Source organism: Clostridioides sp. ZZV14-6387 (assembly GCF_020657835.1).
Taxonomy (GTDB): domain Bacteria; phylum Bacillota; class Clostridia; order Peptostreptococcales; family Peptostreptococcaceae; genus Clostridioides; species Clostridioides difficile_A.
The window spans coordinates 167,522-186,698 of the sequence record NZ_JAGWCW010000005.1 but is presented as its reverse complement, the minus strand read 5'-3'; the positions used below and the strand labels follow the sequence as shown (position 1 = coordinate 186,698).

At 28.7% G+C, this 19,177-nt stretch carries 17 protein-coding genes; 3 read left to right on the top strand and 14 right to left on the bottom strand.

Annotated features, from left to right (window positions below; translation table 11 throughout):
• Nucleotides 1-332 precede the first annotated feature (332 nt).
• From KGF38_RS05155 to infC, 5 genes are all read right to left on the bottom strand, one after another.
• The gene (locus KGF38_RS05155) at nucleotides 333-1,250 is read right to left on the bottom strand and encodes an exopolyphosphatase (RefSeq protein WP_074179153.1); all 918 of its coding nucleotides are present in this window, start codon (nucleotides 1,248-1,250) and stop codon (nucleotides 333-335) included.
• Nucleotides 1,251-1,422: 172 nt separating this feature from the next.
• The gene (locus tag KGF38_RS05150; RefSeq protein WP_176702490.1) at nucleotides 1,423-1,968 is read right to left on the bottom strand and encodes a hypothetical protein; all 546 of its coding nucleotides are present in this window, start codon (nucleotides 1,966-1,968) and stop codon (nucleotides 1,423-1,425) included.
• 220 nt (nucleotides 1,969-2,188) lie between these two features.
• The gene (gene rplT / locus KGF38_RS05145) at nucleotides 2,189-2,545 is read right to left on the bottom strand and encodes a 50S ribosomal protein L20 (protein WP_003423569.1); all 357 of its coding nucleotides are present in this window, start codon (nucleotides 2,543-2,545) and stop codon (nucleotides 2,189-2,191) included.
• 54 nt (nucleotides 2,546-2,599) lie between these two features.
• Nucleotides 2,600-2,794, bottom strand: a complete 195-nt coding sequence (rpmI, locus tag KGF38_RS05140; RefSeq protein WP_003418222.1) for a 50S ribosomal protein L35 — start codon at nucleotides 2,792-2,794, stop codon at nucleotides 2,600-2,602.
• A gap of 27 nt (nucleotides 2,795-2,821) precedes the next feature.
• Nucleotides 2,822-3,331, bottom strand: coding sequence for a translation initiation factor IF-3 (infC, locus tag KGF38_RS05135; protein ID WP_074179152.1), 510 nt, complete (start codon nucleotides 3,329-3,331; stop codon nucleotides 2,822-2,824).
• Between the two features lie 627 nt (nucleotides 3,332-3,958).
• Between infC and KGF38_RS05130 the strand changes: the two genes are divergently transcribed.
• Entirely contained in the window at nucleotides 3,959-5,362 is a 1,404-nt protein-coding gene (locus tag KGF38_RS05130; RefSeq protein WP_054269209.1) for an ATP-dependent metallopeptidase FtsH/Yme1/Tma family protein, read from the top strand.
• 492 nt (nucleotides 5,363-5,854) lie between these two features.
• Here KGF38_RS05130 and KGF38_RS05125 read toward each other — a convergent pair whose 3' ends face one another.
• The 5 genes from KGF38_RS05125 to KGF38_RS05105 all read right to left on the bottom strand — a co-directional run bounded on the left by KGF38_RS05125 (nucleotide 5,855) and on the right by KGF38_RS05105 (nucleotide 12,031).
• The gene (locus tag KGF38_RS05125; protein WP_074179151.1) at nucleotides 5,855-7,177 is read right to left on the bottom strand and encodes a hypothetical protein; all 1,323 of its coding nucleotides are present in this window, start codon (nucleotides 7,175-7,177) and stop codon (nucleotides 5,855-5,857) included.
• Between the two features lie 300 nt (nucleotides 7,178-7,477).
• Nucleotides 7,478-9,118, bottom strand: a complete 1,641-nt coding sequence (locus KGF38_RS05120; RefSeq protein ID WP_074179150.1) for an N-acyl-D-amino-acid deacylase family protein — start codon at nucleotides 9,116-9,118, stop codon at nucleotides 7,478-7,480.
• Between the two features lie 45 nt (nucleotides 9,119-9,163).
• Entirely contained in the window at nucleotides 9,164-9,820 is a 657-nt protein-coding gene (locus KGF38_RS05115; protein ID WP_074179149.1) for a hypothetical protein, read from the bottom strand.
• A 25-nt stretch (nucleotides 9,821-9,845) separates the two neighbouring features.
• The gene (locus tag KGF38_RS05110) at nucleotides 9,846-10,547 is read right to left on the bottom strand and encodes a DUF5058 family protein (protein WP_074179148.1); all 702 of its coding nucleotides are present in this window, start codon (nucleotides 10,545-10,547) and stop codon (nucleotides 9,846-9,848) included.
• Between the two features lie 761 nt (nucleotides 10,548-11,308).
• Nucleotides 11,309-12,031 carry a hypothetical protein gene (locus KGF38_RS05105; protein ID WP_074179147.1) on the bottom strand — a complete coding sequence of 241 codons (723 nt, stop codon included), beginning with the start codon at nucleotides 12,029-12,031 and terminating at the stop codon, nucleotides 11,309-11,311.
• A 242-nt stretch (nucleotides 12,032-12,273) separates the two neighbouring features.
• On the opposite strand from KGF38_RS05105, the gene KGF38_RS05100 reads away from it, so the two are divergent.
• Both KGF38_RS05100 and KGF38_RS05095 read left to right on the top strand, forming a co-directional pair.
• Complete coding sequence (locus KGF38_RS05100; protein WP_021383499.1) at nucleotides 12,274-12,753, top strand: RNA polymerase sigma factor; 480 nt, start codon at nucleotides 12,274-12,276, stop codon at nucleotides 12,751-12,753.
• Nucleotides 12,750-13,517 carry a hypothetical protein gene (locus KGF38_RS05095; protein ID WP_074179146.1) on the top strand — a complete coding sequence of 256 codons (768 nt, stop codon included), beginning with the start codon at nucleotides 12,750-12,752 and terminating at the stop codon, nucleotides 13,515-13,517. Before KGF38_RS05100 ends, KGF38_RS05095 begins: the two co-directional genes overlap by 4 nt.
• Before the next feature lie 503 nt (nucleotides 13,518-14,020).
• On the opposite strand, the gene helD is transcribed toward KGF38_RS05095, so the two are convergent.
• From helD to KGF38_RS05075, 4 genes are all read right to left on the bottom strand, one after another.
• Nucleotides 14,021-16,258, bottom strand: a complete 2,238-nt coding sequence (gene helD, locus KGF38_RS05090) for an RNA polymerase recycling motor HelD (protein ID WP_227832250.1) — start codon at nucleotides 16,256-16,258, stop codon at nucleotides 14,021-14,023.
• A gap of 238 nt (nucleotides 16,259-16,496) precedes the next feature.
• Nucleotides 16,497-16,994 carry a GNAT family N-acetyltransferase gene (locus KGF38_RS05085; RefSeq protein ID WP_227832249.1) on the bottom strand — a complete coding sequence of 166 codons (498 nt, stop codon included), beginning with the start codon at nucleotides 16,992-16,994 and terminating at the stop codon, nucleotides 16,497-16,499.
• A 276-nt stretch (nucleotides 16,995-17,270) separates the two neighbouring features.
• A complete protein-coding gene (locus KGF38_RS05080; RefSeq protein WP_074179143.1) occupies nucleotides 17,271-18,008 on the bottom strand; it encodes a MarR family winged helix-turn-helix transcriptional regulator in 738 nt (245 codons plus the stop codon).
• 356 nt (nucleotides 18,009-18,364) lie between these two features.
• Nucleotides 18,365-19,084, bottom strand: a complete 720-nt coding sequence (locus KGF38_RS05075) for an SAM-dependent methyltransferase (protein ID WP_074179142.1) — start codon at nucleotides 19,082-19,084, stop codon at nucleotides 18,365-18,367.
• Nucleotides 19,085-19,177: the final 93 nt, after the last annotated feature.

The following is a 19,177-nucleotide window of genomic DNA, read 5'->3' as shown; positions in this document are numbered from 1 at the left end:
ATTAAACTTAAGATATAATTTTTTATTTAAAGAGCTATTAAATATTATATGTTCTTTAACTTTAATTATTTCAAATTTTTATATAGGATTTAAATTTATAAAATTGATAAATAATAGCAATGAACAAGAATACAAGCTACAAAATTAGATAGTAAAATAAATCATAAGAATAATATAATAGACAAATCAAAAAGTCAAAAAACATGCCTATTTGAAAGTAACATGTTCCCTATTAAAGTAAAGAACTGCATTGTACCACTCCACATCCTTGTGTGAAAGGGTACAAAGAAGTTCGATTTTATTTATACTAATCTTTATAACTTACAAATTCATTATTTTTTAGGATTTACAAGTTCATCAAGTAACTTTGGAAGTAATTCATCTATTTGCTCATCATTAAACTGGCAAGTTCCAACAGCTTTATGTCCCCCACCACCATACTTAAGCATTAGACTACCAACATCCACACTAGAAGTTCTATTTAAAATACTATATCCAACGGCTACAGAGCATCCTTTTCCACCTTTACCATTTACAATCCAAGCAGATATATTTTGTTCTGGATACATACTGTAAATCATAAAACGATTCCCTGTGTAGATTGTCTCAACTCCACGTAAATCAGAAATGATAACATCGCCTTCTACACGTGTATATTTGGCAACCATCTCTTTAAATTTACTTGTTTGTTCAAAATAAACGTCTATACGTTCTTTTACATCTGGTAAATCTAAAATTTCTTTTGTACTTAAAGTTCTACATGCATCAATTAGCTTCTCCATTAATTGATAGTTAGATATAGTAAAGTTTCTCCAACGACCAAGACCAGTTCTTGGGTCCATAAGGTAACCAATCAAAATCCATCCAGTTGGATTTTGTACTTCTTCTATTGTAAGATTTCCTGAATCAACTTTATCTACTGCCTCTAACATTTCATTAAAATGAGGAAATCTTTCACTTCCACCATAATACTCATAAATAATTCTTGCACAAGAAGGAGCAATACGACTTTCGCCTTTGTACTTTCCTAGAAGTTCATTTCTCTCAAACTCACTAGAATGATGGTCAAACCAAAGACCACACCCCTCAACAAATGGTACATTTGCAAGACAATCATCTTCTGTTACCTCAACCAGGCCATCCTGTAAGTCTTTAGGATGAGCAAATTTCCAATTATCAATAATACCTGCTTCTTTTAATAGTGCACCACATACCAATCCATCAAAATCAGAACGTGTAATTAACCTCATAATTTTCATCCCCTTTACTTTAAATATGTCATATATACAACAATCTTTTCCTTAGATATATCATATCACTTTATATGTCACCTTGATATACATTTTATTACATACAGTGAAATAAAAATACTAAAAAAATAACAGCTTGATATAAAGATTAAACTGTTATTTTTTTAGTATTTTATTGCTCTTCATCTTCTTTAGGTGGTGTAATTATTAACCCTATAGAGTGCATTTTTCTTCCCTCTCCATTTGAATTATTTCTAAGAGGTTCTAGTATACTAGCAATCTTTTTACTTGCTTCAGTTATCTCATCAACACTAGCATATACTGGACAGACAGAAAATCCTGAACCATCTTTTAGAATATCCTTTTCCTCTCTTTTGGCATACTCATAAAACTCTTTTAAAAATACAATCATATATTGAGTAAATAGTTGTGCATATTCTTCTCCAGAATTTTCATTTATAATAGTCTTTACATCATCAGCTATGTCTAACTTCATAGCATATACTTTTTCAACAGTTCCTCTTATTTTATGCTCTTCAACTACCTTTATAATATCATCTTCTAGCATTTTATTAAGATAGCGATAAAGTGTAGCTTTTGATATATCTTGAAATTTTTCTCCTAATTGTTTTGCTGTAGTTCTATTATTTGAAAAAATCTCAAGTACCAACTTACATTTAGTTGGATTTACAAAGCAATCCATCAACTTATCATTCATATTATATACCTCCTATAATATTATTAATAAGATAATATTATCATGTTGATAATGTTAATTCAATATTAGCTGGAAATTTTATACACTAGTTTAAGATATCATATTTTATAGTAAATTAAGAACAGTAATACCACTTTCATAGACAGTTTCTTTTTAAAAAATAAAAAAAGCCCTTGAATTATTCACATAACTCAAAGACTTTACGTTTCATGATTTAATACTAAGCTAATTTTGCTTTAGCAACTTCTGCTAATTTTGCAAATCCTTCTGGGTCTTGTATAGCCATTTCAGATAACATCTTTCTGTTAACTTCAATACCAGATAATTTTAATCCATTCATTAATCTTGAATAAGATATTCCATTCATTCTAGCAGCTGCATTTATTCTTTGTATCCAAAGTTTTCTGAAGTCTCTCTTCTTTAATTTTCTTCCTATATAAGCATTTTTTAATGCTTTCATTACGAATGTATTTGCTGGTCTATATAATTTGCTTCTAGATCCTCTGAATCCTTTTGCAAGTTTTAATATTTTCTTATGCTTTTTACGAGCGTTCATAGCTTTTTTAACTCTTGCCATCGTTATGACCTCCTTTATATCCCTCTTCTATAGTTATTATTTATAATCTGTATCTTAGTATGGTAATAATTGTGCTATTCTCTTAGCATCTCCATCACTTACTAAAGTTGATTTTCTTAAGTTCATTTTAGTTTTTGCAGATTTTTTAGTTAATATATGTTTTTTATAAGCTTTAGCTCTCTTTAACTTTCCAGTTCCTGTTTTCTTTAATCTCTTTGCTGCACCTCTATGAGTTTTCATTTTAGGCATGACAAATTCCTCCTCTCAGTTAATCATCTATTTTTTTGGATCTATAATTACAACCATATTATTACCCTCAAATGCAGGGGCTTTTGTTGGTTCTCCAAACTCTTTTATTATATCTAAAAACTTAAGCATAACTTCTTTGCCTATGTCTTTATGTCCTAATTCTCTTCCTCTAAATCTAAGTTCAACTTTGACTTTATCCCCTTTTTTAAGGAACTTTATAGCATTATTAGCTTTCGTATTTAAATCATTTTGTTCAATACCTGGTCTAAGTCTTACTTCCTTTACAACTATATTTTTTTGCTTTTTCTTAGCTTCTTTGTCTTTTCTCGCCTGTTCATATCTAAACTTTCCATAATCCATTATCTTACATACTGGTGGATTTGCATTTGGCGAGATTTGAACTAAATCTAAGTTTTTGCTAGTAGCCATTGCTTGAGCTTCTTTAGTAGGCATTACTCCAAGTTGTTCACCTGTTGATGAAAGGACTCTTATTTCCTTGTCTTTTATTTGTTCATTGATTGCTAATTCTTTGCTAATTGTAGGACACCTCCAAATTTTTTATAAAATAAAAAGCGAATGATATAATCATCCGCCATATAAGTTACCAAATTTAAACAAGCTTAAACTAATATTAAGCTTTAACTTATATTTACCTTACTAACCTTCGTTGTAAGGTGAGAAGCGGACTTCTTCTTTGTTTTATTCTTACCTTATTTACTATATCACTTAATCAAATTATTTGCAACTACTTTTTTTAGTTTATTAAAATTTAATTACTTCTTCCTAATAATCATTATATGTACATGCTTCCTATTTTGCTATTAATTTTTAGATTTCTACTCTAACTCCTAAATTAATATTATTTTAAAACTACAACTGAAAAACTTACTTAGCCAATTTCATACATAATACTATACTCCACATCGCTTAATCTATACAATATAACATTTTTTATCATATTTATTTTATCTTGATTTGTCGTATTTTATTAAACATCTAAAAACAATCTGCATATATACATGAATTCACTTTTTCATACATTTCGCAAATTTATTTTTCTTTGGATAACATGTATATTTTTTCCATTAAAAATAAATAATAAAAAATAGTAAATATGGAAAATATAAAATTGATTAACAATAATTAATTACCTGAGGTGTGAATATGAAAATGCTAAACAACTTTTTTAAGAAAATCAACAATCCAGTTCCTGTCTTTGCACAAACAAAAATGGAAAGAGAAAATCAAACAGATGATTCACTTTCTACAAAACCAAAGACTACATTCAGAGATGTTGCTGGATTAGACGAAGTAAAAGAAGAACTATTTGAAATAGTCGATTTTATGAAGTCACCACAAAAATATCAAAAAATGGGTGCTAAGATACCTAAAGGGGTATTATTTTATGGCCCTCCAGGAACAGGAAAGACTTTACTTGCGTCTGCTGTAGCTGGTGAAACAAACTCATCATTTTTCAATGTTACAGGTTCAGAGTTCGTTGAGAAATATGTAGGTGTAGGAGCAAAAAGGGTTAGAACTTTATTTGAAAAAGCTAGAAAAGAAGCTCCAAGTATAATATTTATAGACGAAATAGATGCTGTAGGAGCAAAAAGACATCTTGAGAGCAACAACGAAAAGGACCAAACATTAAACCAACTTTTAGTTGAAATGGATGGATTTAATAAAGATTCCAATGTATTAATAATAGGTGCTACCAATAGACTTGACTTATTAGATGAAGCTTTACTTAGACCAGGAAGATTTGACAGACACATTCATATAGGTGCACCAAATTATCACACTAGATTTGAAATTCTAAAGGTACATACAGATGACAAGCCTATAGACAAATCTGTAAATCTAGAACTTTTAGCTAAAAAAACTCATGGTTTCAATGGAGCCCATCTTTCAAATATAGCAAATGAAGCAGCTATATTTGCAGTTAGAGATGACAGTGAATACATTACATCAGAACACTTTGACAAGGCACTTGAAAGAGTCATTGCAGGGCTAGAGTCTAAAAACTCTGCACTAGTTGAGAAAGAGAAAAAAATAGTAGCTTATCACGAAGCTGGACATGCTCTTGTAAGTGATATAGTAGGAATTTGCCCTATACAAAAAATATCTATAGTTCCTAGAGGGCAAGCATTAGGTTATGTTCTTCAATTACCTGATGAAGATAGATATATTTATACTAGAGATGAATTAATTGGAAAGATAAAAATACTACTTGCAGGAAAAGCATCAGAAGAATTAATATTTAACCACAAATCTACTGGTGCAAAAGATGACTTAAAGAAAGTTACTGAAATAGCTAATCAAATGGTTTGTGAATATGGTATGAGTAACTTAGGATTTATGACTATTGATGGAAATGATAAAACTTTCTTATGTGATAAAATCCAAAAGGAAGCAAATCGTATAGTTGAGGTTTGTTATAAAGAGACTTTAGAGATATTAAAGGATAACCTTGAAGATTTACATTCTGTTTCTAAATTCCTATTTGAAAAAGAAACTATGACTCATGAAGAGTTAAAAGATTTAATAGGAAAAGAAGCTGTAAACTAGTATAAGACAATTTAATAGTTTTTTCAAAAGTAATTATATTAGATTTAAATGACTTTTAAAGTCAAAATATTTCAAATTAATTATATTAAAATAAAAAAGCTATAGGTTTAATTTTATATTATTAAACTTATAGCTTTTTTTATTTTATATATTAATGTACTCTATACTAATTTATAAAGCATTTATCTAAGACAAAACAAGCACATGTAATTATCACTTCTCTTTCTCAAATAAATACAATAAAATAATTTAAAAAACCTTCTATACAAAAGCAAAATATAAAACAAATTTACTGACAGGCTCATCTCTTTCTAAAAGTACCATAAATAAAACCTCAACATAGAATATCTCATTATCACTCAAGATGATAATCTAATTAACACTTTTTTATAACATGTATGATTTATTGAAAAATTTTATTAATTAATATGGTAGTTTTTTCTAAGAATCATATAAATTATTCTAATATCTAGTTAAATTTTCACATTTGTATTAAAATAGCAAAAAAGGTTTAAAACGCAATATTCTACTAGGCCTGCCATACTTACTCATAAGTTGTTCACTTACTACCTCACAATATCCAGCATCACACAATTTAAGTATAATTCTGTCCATAGTTCTGGTACTCACACCACATGTACTAGCCAACTCTTTTGATGTAAACTCAGTTTTGCCACTATTTATTATACTATTGAATACCTTATATATAGTGTTGGCACTAAGCCCTGTCTCCGTGGCTATCTGATAGAATCGTTCATCAAAACTATTCTTCTTTTTAACATTTGGAATGGATTCCAGTGGTCCCATAACTTCTCCATTTTCAAAAACTACGTAAGCTGCATCATTTTTTTGAACTTGAGCCATCTTAATACTCTCATATGCATTAAATTTAGCTTCATTTGCGGTTTTTCCATAACCAATCCCTATATAAGAATTTATAACTGAGACCTCACGAATCATATCCAACAAATAAATATCTCTATACTTCTTTGTTTCTAATTCGAGTATTTTTTTAGTTGTAAAAATCATAAACTCACTTCTACTCTGCTCTACCAAAACACCATCTATACGACTATTGAAATGGTATAGTTTATCAAGTATTTTAATCCTCTGTGAAAGATAAGCATACTCATCTTCCTTCATCAATGAATATTCTGAAGGCATATTTAGTTTAATAGCAAGAACAACAATCTGATTCTCATTGTTTTTCTTTGCAATGTAACGCATCTGAATATTTTTTATACTTTGTATCATTACATCCTCAGAAGGTAAAGCTAAAACTACTGGAATATTCTCTTTTTTCATTATATGATAAGCTTCTTCAAGACCTGTAATACAACAGCATATATTATTATTTTGATAATTATATTTGTGAAATTCAAGCACAAACTTTATGTAGTTATCTTCTAAATACTTTTGGTCTGCAAAAAACATTTGCTCATCTTTAAATTCGACTCCAATTTCTTTATATAATCTCTTCACCATCGCCTTATCGTAAGTGTCTATACTAAGTCTACTAATATCACATTTAAGTAAATATGTAATTTCAAGCAATACTCTGTATAATGTTGTTTCATGTCTAGGAAGGTAATCAGACAACATAAAATCTTTTTGCCTTTTTTCAAAAAATTTAAATGGTGATTTGCCTGTAAAAAGAACTGCATCTGCTTTACCTTTATATCTTTCCAATAAGTCAGGTGCTTCAACATATTTATCATATCTAACAAAATCTGTTTCAATATTCGGAAATTTCTTTTTACTTACTGCTAATATTTTTTCGATTACCATATCTGGCCCTACATAAAGTATTTTCATTATGCCTCTCCTTTCTCTATAATATTGTTATACTTTAAAGCACTTTATCAATCATTCTCATACCAAATCCACTTGAAGTTTTTTTACATATTATTTGTTAAAATATTTTCTTATTTAACTTTTCAACTTTTTTAACTTTAGCCATTAATATTAATTACATTTTACAATTAATGTTTTATCTTTTCCACTTAAAATTAAATTCTTTTAAAAACACAAATAGAACAATATTTATTAATTTAACAAAAATAGCCTTCCTTATATTTAAAGAAAGACTATTTCTATAAAAATTTTTAATATGTCTTATTTTACTCTGCTAATAGGATTTTTAATTACACGTCCAACACATATATCTGTTTGTTTTCCTTCTGCCAACGCAATTTTACCATTTACCAACACATATTCTACCCCCACTGTATACTTTTTAGAGTCATTGTAAGTTGCTTTGTCCTCTATTGTATTTGGGTCAAACACAACTACATCTGCAAAATAATTTTCCTTAAGTAGACCCCTTTCTTCACAAATACCTAATCGTTTTGCTGAAAGGTAAGTCACCTTTTTAACTGCTTCCTCAAAAGTCAACATCCCCTTTTCTCTAACATAGTAAGAGAAAATTCGCCCAAAAGTACCAAATGCACGAGGATGAGGCTTTCCTAGAGAAAGTAAACCTTCTGTAGAAAGATCCATACTATCAGAACCTATACATGACTTTGGATGACAAACAACTTTATCTGTATCCTCCTCACCTTGTGTATGAACAACTACCTGAATTTTACTTTTCTCTTCAATCAAAAGTCTGAAGAAAGTATCAAATGGATTTTCATTATTGATTTTGGCTACTTCCATTAAAGTTTTACCTTCCACATATTTATTTGCTTCAGTCATTACAGAAGCCAGTACAACACCTGACCATCCACCTGCTAATTGGTAAAAACATTGCCACCCAGGAATACCTTCTTCTAACTCTTTTATAATTCTATCCCTGTTTTCTTGTACTTCTAATCGTTTTATCATTTCTTCTACTCCACCTTCAAATACCCAAGTAGGTAAAAGTGCTCCTAAAGACGTCATTCCAGCTGTATATGGATAACAATCAAAAGTTACTTCCAAACCATCATCCTCAGCTTTATCTAGCTTTTCAAATATTTTATCTATAGTTCCAAAATTCTTATGACCCATTATCTTTAAATGAGAAATATGTAGAGGAACTCCTGCTGTTTTAGCTATATAAATTGCTTCATCAAGAGCTTCCATCTCTTCATCGCCTTCATCTCTAATATGAGAGACATAGTATCCATTATATGGTACTAATTCCTTACATAGTTCTGCCATTTCTTCTTTTTTTGTATATGCTCCTGGCAAATAAACTAATCCTGATGAAAGAGCTACACAGCCTGCTTCCATAGCTTTTCTAACTTCTAACTTCATATTTTTAAGTTGCTCTAAAGTAGCAGGATTTTTTGAAAACCCCATTTCATTAATACGTACAGGACCTTGTGCTACATAAGCTACAACATTGACTGCTGGAGAATTTTCAGTTAAATAATCAAAGTATTCTTGCATTGTATTCCAATGAAGTTCCAGTTTCTTTGGAATTGTACCAATTATCCTAGTTCCAAGATAGTCAATTAGCTCTTGCTTCTTTTCTTCTCTTATAGGAGCAACTCCTATACCACAGTTTGCAATAACATCTGTCGTTACTCCAGTATATATACGACTCCTTGTGTATTTATCATATACAAGAGATAAATCAGAATGAGTGTGAAAATCGATGAAGCCAGGTGATACAAATTTTCCAGTTGCATTTATAGTTTCTTTAGCCTCTTCCTGACTTAAATCTCCAATAGCAATGATTTTATCTCCTACAATCCCTACATCCCCTTTATATCTTGAATTCCCTGTACCATCAACGATTATCCCATTGATAATTTTAACATCAAACATATTTTTTCTCCTTTCATAACTAATTTATATTTTTTATAGGTACTTTTATTCTTTTGTTTTATTGATATCACTTACAAAGAAAACTCTTGTAATAAGAATACCAACTAATACAATAAGCAATGTTAACAAGCCACCTGGTATACCGATTTTTTCACCAAAATACATAATTGCCAATGCTGCAACAATCGTACATCCACCAGCTCGAATATCTTTACGTGCAATATCAACATAAATTGCTCCAAATAGAGCTGGAAGTATATAATTAAATGAATTAGTAACAAATTCAGGTAACAAAGGAATTACCTTATAACCTGCAATTGTAAAAATAGTAATCATAGAAGCTGATACAAATATTGAGCAACATGTACCAATTGTTCCAACAACTTCACCCTCATGTGTACCCGACTCTACACCTGCAATTTTCTGTGCCATTGATGCTGCAGGCATACGTATATCTCCAACAGACCCTGCAAGCCAACCAATATAAGAACCTGTTGCTCCCAGAGTTGGGTAATAAGCGATAGGTTGAACAATCCAGCTAACTCCATAAGTTGTGGCAACTAACCCCCAAATTTGGAATATAACAGAAAGCATTGGCATCTCTCCAAAACGAAGACCTACATAGATAGCTGGAATAAAATTTGCAATAATTGCGAGACCTATAGAAATTCTTCCTATTTTAATCATCTTTTTATCATACATAACTATCACCTCTTATCTGTTTTAATCACGATAATATAATCTGCGTACCAAACATACCAATCAACATGGCAATACCTAAGGACAATTCTTGCAAGCGTTGGTTTTTTTTAAATAGAGTCGTCAATACCAGCATAACTATAGATGAAATAATTGCTGGAGTCATTTTTGGTATTTCAAATGTTTTTATTTGGTTGGAAAGAAGGTAAGCAAATAATCCAACAGTAGCCCCTGCAAGTAGTTTTTTAACCCAAACAGGATTATATTTCATGTTCATCTTTTCAACAATTCCACTCATTCTGTGCCCTAAAATAAATACAATAAACAACCAACCTAAATTATTCAAAGCCATTCCCCATAGTGCATATGAAAAAGCTTCTGCTCCAAATGCAGCACTACCTACTTCTACCCCAGATAAATTAGATGTGAGAGATATTACTCCAAGTTCTGTTCTAGCTGCTCCTACATCACAAAGTCTCATCCAAGTAGTAGGAGCACCAATTACAGCTACAAGTGATAATAATGTAATAACAGGAGATAGAGAAGGTCCGATAGCTGTAACACTAGCTGAACGAATTGCTGCTTTAATTCCTTTTCTTTCAATACCAAGGGCTGAAGCCTCTTTTAACGCTGCCTTCATAAATACGATTGCTTGAACAACTGAAATAATTACTAAAAAACTAGAGACAACCCAAAGACCTGGACTATTAATCATTTCTTGAAACTTCATACTTTATTCCTCCTTAAAATAAATTTTTTAATGTTTCATGATTTACTTTCTTTTTAATCTTTTTATGTTTTTGTTTTGTTTTAGTTTATTTTATCTAAGATAAGATATCTTTAATAGGGTATTATCTGTCTTAAAGTCTCATTAAAAATATTAAGATTTGGATAATCTATTGATAAACAGAAAGTATCAGAAAATTCCAACATATTCTTTTTCTTGCATAATTAACTTATAAGGTATTCTGTTATTTTGGTATTCTAGTATAAAACTTTTAATAAAAAAACTTTATTATTTTATAAAAAGATTATTGTTTTCATAATTTATATTTTAAGGTGTTGTCTACGATTCTATTTATATAAAATAGGTTCATTTCTTATTTTTAAATTTCATATAAATGTCATTATTTTTTCTTAAAAATCTACTTTTAGTCAAAATGGAGTTATCTTTAGCCAATATTTGAAGAATTCATCTTTAAACCTATACATGAAGCTAATTAATTTGAATAAAACTACATTTATAGTAAATAAATAATTGTTATTATAAAGTAGAAGTTATTTTTAAAAATACAAGTTAATTTACAGTATCTAAAAACAAAAAGGTGATAGTCTATTAAAGACTATCACCTTTTTTACTTTACTAATATTATATATTTTAATTTATTTGTTATATTTTCTTAAATATTTATTTCTTAGTATCTCTCTTTAATACTATTTTCTAATATTTATTTCTTCTATTTATTATTAATTTTTATTTAATCTATAATCTTACTTTTTATCAGCAGCTTTATTTTCTTCTTTAGTATTACTTTTTTGACCTTCTTGCACTGATTCATTTCTTATTACTTTTGATTCAGCCATATTTTTATTTTCTTCTGTATTATTTTTCTTAGCATCTTCTTTGTTTTCAGCTTCTATTTCTTCACCTGCATTTTGATTTTCAAATCTTTCATGTTCTCTATGCTCACTATCTATTTTACAATCTTTAGCACCAAATTCTTCATGCCTTTTATGCTTCATATGGTTTCTTTCATCACATTTTGGTTCAAATCCTTCATGACTATGCTCTCTTTGAGCAAAACTTCCTTGACCTCTACATTCTCCGTGACCATTCTCTCTTGGCTCAAATCCTTCATGACCTCTACACTTTTCATGGCTATATCCTCTTGGCTCAAATCCTCTATAACCTCTGAAGTCTCCTTGGTCATACTCTCTTGATTCAAAACCATGTCCTCTTGGTTCAAATCCTTCATGTCCTCTAAATTCACCCTGACCATAGCCTCTTGATTCAAAACTTCCATGTCCTCTAAATTCACCCTGACCATGTCCTCTTGAACCATATCCTTCATGACCTCTACACTCTCCATAACCAAATCCTTCACGATGCATCATTTCAAACACTCTACATCCTTCACACATATGATTCCATGGATTACTATGATGACCTTCAAATCCTCTAAAGTTTTCTTTTTTATCTCTGTAATAATTCATATTAACTCCTCCTAATTAATTCGATTTTTTTATTAATCTATCTTCTCTTTTTTATTAAGGTACCTTATCTATTTTTAATTATAAAGGTACCTTAATGTTTTGTCAATATTGTTTTTAAGGTACCTTATGTTTATTCGTTTAATTTTTTTCAAAAAAAGTGAACCATTTATAGTAAAATCTTATCTAATAAGTGAAAGGCAAAAAAGTAGCGCTACAATTTGCATAGAAAGGTAGGAATTCCTTTGAATAAAACTACATTTATAAATAATATCCTTGAATCAGAACAGACTTTGTATCGTGTATCTAAGTCTATTTTAGGAAACGACCAGGATTGTGAAGATGCCGTCAACAATGCTATTTTAAAAGCATATGAAAAGTTAGATTCTCTTAAGGAAGAACAATATTTTAAAACTTGGTTGATTAGAATAGTGATAAATGAATGTAACTCATTAAGACGTAAACAATTGAAATTTCTATCATTTGAAGACGTATTTAAAAATAAAAAAATCGATGAAAAAGAAGATTATAATGATTTGTATATTGCTATTCAAAGTCTACCTAAAAAGATTAAAGTTCCAATAGTCCTTTACTATATTGAGGGTTATTCAGTTGATGAAATTAAGGAAATATTGGATATACCTCAGGGGACTGTAAAAAGTAGATTATCGAGAGGAAGAAAATTATTAAAAACTAAATTAGAAAATATGGAGGTAATCATATGAATAAAAATAGCTTAAATAATTCGTTTCCAAAAGCTCCAGAAAGCTTTCATAATAGTTTAAATAAAACGCTAAATAGTTTACCAGAAAGAGAGGAAAATTATAAAATGAATAATAATAAAACACATAAATTACCATTTGGAAGGAGTTTAGTAGCAACTTTAGCTATTACTTTAGTATTAGGTACAACAGCTCTTGCAGTAGGAGAAATATATAGTATAGTTGGAAAATCAAGCATTAAACCTACCTATACATCGATTCCAACTACTGAACAGGTAAAAAAAGACTTTAACTTTACCCCTAATCTAATTTCCGAATTTAGTAATGGATATAAATTTAAAGGGGCATATACTATAAAAGAAAAAGCACTTGATAAAAAAGATAATGTTTTAGGAGAATTAAAAGCACTTGAGTTTGAGTATAAAAATGGTAATGATGAAATATCTCTTGAAACAGCAAATAATGTGCTTGGAAAAGATTCTGATAAAATGAAAGTTGTAGATACTTACAAAGATATAAATATTTCTTATGAAACATCAATGTACAAGTTTGTGCCAGAAGATTATAAAATGACAGAACAGGATAAACTTGATGAAAAATCAGGTAAATATACATTTAGTGAAGGAACAGATAAAGTAGAAGTTAATGAATTTAAGTCCTTGACTTGGGAACAAGATGGAGTTTACTACTCTTTTACAATTCAAGATTCAAATTTATCTATGGATGACTTAGTTAAAATGGCTCATGAAGTAATAGATGCAAAATAAGTATAATTAACTATAAAGTGTTCATGAGTTTATTGTATATAACTTTAGTTTTCTTATTAGTAAATATAGTTGTATCTTCCATCTTTATATTTTCTTTAGATTTAATATATAAAATTTTAGATATTTAACTGCTATAAAAATTTAACTAATCTACAAAAGTTATTACTAATATTAAAAAGCCCTTAAAAAGTCCATTCATATGGAATTTTAAGGGCTTTGACTTTATTATAAATTGTTGTATCAGTTCTATTTGTAAAGGCACAATAAACTACCCAGTTTAGATTTTAAAAACTTTAACTTCATTATAATTTTATATATGAATTTTACTTGCAAATATACAACAGGCTACCCAGTTTAGATTTTAAAATACTTAACTTTATAATAACTTATTTTATAAATTTTAATTACAAATATATAATAAATTCATAAAAAACAGATAAATAAGATAGATTATAAGTATCTGATATTCTTAAAATAAAAATCAAACTATAATTAAAAACCTGTTATTTTAATAAAGGAGTTATTTCACCCAAATAGTATATATTTAGCACATGAAGAGCTCTTGTACAACAAGTGTAAAGAAGCAATCTTTCATCTTCACTATTGTACCTTTCCTCACTTGCATCGTATATTACAACTATATCAAATTCAAGTCCCTTAGATAAGTATGAAGGTATTACTAATACACCATTCACATACTCATCATCATCTTTTGTTATAGCCTCTACATTAATATGATTTTCCTTTAAAAACTCATACACTTCCTTAGCTTCATGGGCTGTCTTTGTTATAATACCAATAGACTTATAATTTTTATGTTTATAAGCTTTTATGTCTTCAATAAGCTTTTCATTCATATAATCTTTTTCTTTAAAACCAGTAACCCTAGGCTCATCACCATGTCTCTCAACATACTCATCATCTATCGCTTTTGTAAGAAGTTTTCTTGAGAATCTAGTAATTTCCATTGTAGAACGATATGTTTTACTTAGATTTATTATACAAGTATCATTCTTCAATACATTAGGAATATTATTATAGTCTCCAACATTCATAAATGGGTTAATTGATTGATTAATATCTCCTAATATAGTCATATTGGCAGATTTAAAAAGTTTATAAAATATTTCATATTGTAAAGGAGTATAGTCCTGTGCCTCATCTATGATTACATATTTAATCTGTGATGTATTTGGAATACCTCCAAGAGCTCCCTTTAGATATAGAAGTATCACTTGGTCTTCATAATAAAGACTCTTTACACTCAAATTATCCATTGTATAAGTTTTTATATTATCTATAATATTCTTATCATACTCAACATTCGCCTTTTCTAAAAACATATCTAAATTCTTAAATAAGTTTTTATAAGTGTCTATCAAATCTAACTCTGTCATTCTTGAAATTTTAGAATAAACTTCTTTCAGATGTTTTTTTACAATAAAAGTACTTTTCTCTATCATTTCTTCTTTTTCTATATAATCGCCAGATGCTTGAAGCTCTTTAAATATTTCATCAATCCAAGCTTTTTCATATGGCTCAATTAAAAATATTATTCTTGCTTTTATTTTCTCTAATCTTTTCTTAATTGGTAAATTTGAATAGTCATTAGAAAACAGTGTTTGTAACTCCTTAGATGAAATTATTAACTCGCCTCTTACAATAATATCTTCAAAACATCTATCATCTGTTTCTAAATAATTTAGATACTCTTTTAATATATTTGTGAACTCTAAAGAAGTTTTAAACTCTATATTTTCTATCCTGTCCTTATATGTGATTTTCCCATTGTTATTAAGAATATACTCCATCATTTCAGCTGGGCTTTCTTTTTTAAATTCATCACCCAGTTCTTTATGCATATAGTCTTTAAATGTTGTCTGACAAATGTTATCTTCGCCAAGCTGTGGCAGTACGTTTGATATATAATCATTAAATATGTTATTTGGAGAAAATATCATTATATTTTCAGAAGTTATTTTATCTTTATGTTTATACAATAAATATGCTATTCTATGAAGTGCTATAGATGTCTTTCCGCTTCCTGCGGCACCTTGTACAATTAAGTTCTTATATTTCTCATTACGAATCACTTGATTTTGCTCTCTTTGAATGGAAGTAACTATAGTTTTCATTTTCTCATCAGAGTTTTTACCTAAAAGCTCTTGCAAGACATCATCATCTATATTTAGATTACTATCAAACATATACTCAATTTTGCCATCTTTTATCTTATACTGTCTTTTTTTAGTAATTTTTCCAGAGATTATCCCCTCTGGACACTCATAGCTTGCTTGTCCAATTTCATAATCATAAAACATACTTGAAATAGGAGCTCTCCAATCATATACAAGAAAATCATAATCATCATTAATAAGATTTGACAATCCAATATAACACTTTTGAGACTCAGTTTCACAAACTTCTGTAAAGTCAATTCTTCCAAAATAAGGAGATTCAATCATTCTTTCATACTTATCTTTGAGTTTCTTAGTAAATTCATGGCTCCTTTTTTGATGTTTCATAACATCCATAAATGACATAAATTCTGAAAGTTGTTCTAATCCATTTTCCGCAGAAATAGAACCTAAGTCATTCCATAGTTCCCTTTGAGTTTCTATAGCATCTTTTTTTAGCTTATCTTCTTCATTACGCTTTTCCTCAAGTTGTCTATTAGCCTCTTTAAGAGTTTTTTGTAACCATTGATTTTCAAGATTTGACTCAAAATCATTTAGATTCATATTATAATCCTCCTCAATTGAAATTAACATTTAATCCACTATATCAATTATATAGAAATGAGGATATATTCACAGTCTTAAAAAAAAATTTTATTTATGATATAATTATAGTGGGAAAGAAAATAAAAATTTCTCTAAAAGCATCTAAAAACAACTTACTTAACTGCAAAACCACTATTTTTAAACAATAAAATAGGATAGTATTTTTTATCACCATCCTATTAATTCTCAATAAGTTTTACATTAATACAAGCTCCATTTGTATAACTTCTTCTTTTACAGGTCTATCATTCCATGTAAATCCACTAGCTATTGTATTTACCTCAACAAACCCTAAAGATTTATAAACATGAATAGCTCTACTATTACTTTTTAACACATCTAGCTCAATTTTTTTATATCCATATTCTTTTGATAAATCAATAATTTGTTTTAGAAGGCTACTCCCAATACCTTTTTCTCTATACTCTTTAAGAATACCCATACCTAAGTAACCAACAGTTTTGGTTTTAGGCAAAACATCACACCAACCAATACATGTATCTGATTTTACCTCAATTATAAATAGTTGTGGAAAATTTTTAGTTATAACATTCTTTATAAATTCAACTGTTTCTTCAAAAGGAAATGCTTCGTCCATAGCTAGATATTTCCTCTCTTTTGCAATTTTACCAAAAGTTTGCCAATATGACCAAATATACTTTTCTTCTGACTTTATAAATTTTATTCCTTCCATCAACTCAACATTTCCCCTTTTTAATTTATTATTATAGTTAAATAATTTTTTCTTATTCTAATTTATAGTGATATATAAATTACTATATATGATAATATATTAGATTAAAATAGCTTTGTATATTTCTATTTATGTGTATCTATTAAAATAAGTTCTTTGATAGTTAAAGTAATATAGATGTACTAGCCCTTTGACTACATACTTAAACATCTCACAGTTTAATTTAAAGTATAATAAAATATATAGAAAAAATTATCAAATAATACTATAAAATTTTTAATCTTCATCAATATCCTGTTCGCTTTCATTCTTAGAGCTATTTTTTCTATCAAGTTCTTTTTCCGTAAAGAACTCTGGATGCTGTTTCATCAATTGCTCTATAAGTTCTGGGTGTTGTTTTACCATTTGTTCAAACAAATCTTCTCTATTTTGAAAATCTGGATATCCTTCATGTGAATTAAATAAGTTTTGAATTGCATCTCTACCAGCAAATCCACCTAAATACTGTCCATGATGTGGTCTTGGTGGTGGTTGCATATGTGCCTCATCAAAGTTATTACCATCCTCACTTTTTATAGTTCTTTCTAGTTCATTAGTAATCTTTGTAAGAATATAACTTAAAGTACTCTTTTCTTCTGGTTCCAATACATTAAATATTTGATTAGTTGGGTCTTCTCTCTGCTCATTCTTATTAATTTCATCCATTCCTTTTGATGTCAATTTTACTACCATTACTCTACGGTCTTTTTCTGAGTGTGTACGAGTGATAAATTGTTGATTTTCTAATTTCGAAAGCAACTCACCTAAAGATTGAGGTCTCATATCAAGTAAGTATGACAGTTCTTTTTGAGTTATTTCTGGCTTTATTTTTAACATGGATAATACTCTACCTTGTCCTCTATGCGTCGCTCTAAAAAATCCATGTGATTTATGATTTTGAAGGTGAAATTTATGTAGCAATGATTGCACTTTAAAAAATTGTTCTAGTAAATTTTCTTCTTTTGTTTCACTCATTATTGTTCCTCCTAAATTAATTTATTTTATAATTACATATTCTTATTTATTATGTTATTTATTTTATAATTTCATATGTTGTTTATTTTAAATCTATAATTTTAAAGCTACTTTACTTGTATCGAGTATAAAAGTAAGCCTTTAATTTGTCAATGTTAGTTTATAATAAATTATAAATTTCCTACAACTGACATATCTTCATTTAACTATATTATATCCTATTCAAAGTTTATATCCTATACTTGTGCTTTTTGTATCATACCGTCATATTTTTTAAATAAAAATACCCAATTGACATAAATAATCTAATTGGGCATAAACAATTTAAAAAACTACTTTAGATTTAAATTTTTCATCTAACTTTTACTATTATCAACTCTCGCTATCAAGGAAATTGTATTAAAATACTTACCTGCCTCTACTTCCAGCATTTTTTTATCATTCTTAGCATAAGAATTATCACAGTTTAACCAATCATTCCAAGCTTCATCATGACAACTTAAAGCTTCACATTTTTCTACAGTTACAGACTCAGATTCTGACCAAAGCTCATTCCACCATTCAATTGAATGGAAATTCATATTATCTTGCCAAAATGGAATAAGTTCATCTGGTATACAATTAACAAAATCTTTTTTTAATCCAGGCATTGCCATAGCAATTACTCCTCCATCTTTTACAAGAGGTGATATATGGTTTTCTAAAAATCCTTCTTTATTACCAAAATAGTGATAAGAGTGTACACTTATCACCGCATCAAAAAAACCTTCTGCATAAGGTAATTCATGTGCTTCAGCTTGTATAGGAAATATTTTATCGTCTAATTTAAATTGCTTAAATCTTTCATAGTTCTCAGTTGGCTCTATCCATAAATCAGTTGCAAATACAGTAGCATCAAATTCATTTGCTAAAAATATAGAAGATATCCCTCTCCCACATCCTAAGTCTAAAATACGCATTCCTTTTTCTAGTTTTATCTTACTTGTCAATTCTTCCAATATCTTTATACAATTAGGTCCCATCATATTTTCCATGAGAAATTTCTTATCGTATTTATTACTTTTTGTAAATATCATGCTATCTTTCCCTTCCCTATCAATTATTATTTATTAAATTTCATATCTGATTTTCTATTTTTTAGATGAGTAATAATAAGTCATCTTTTTGTC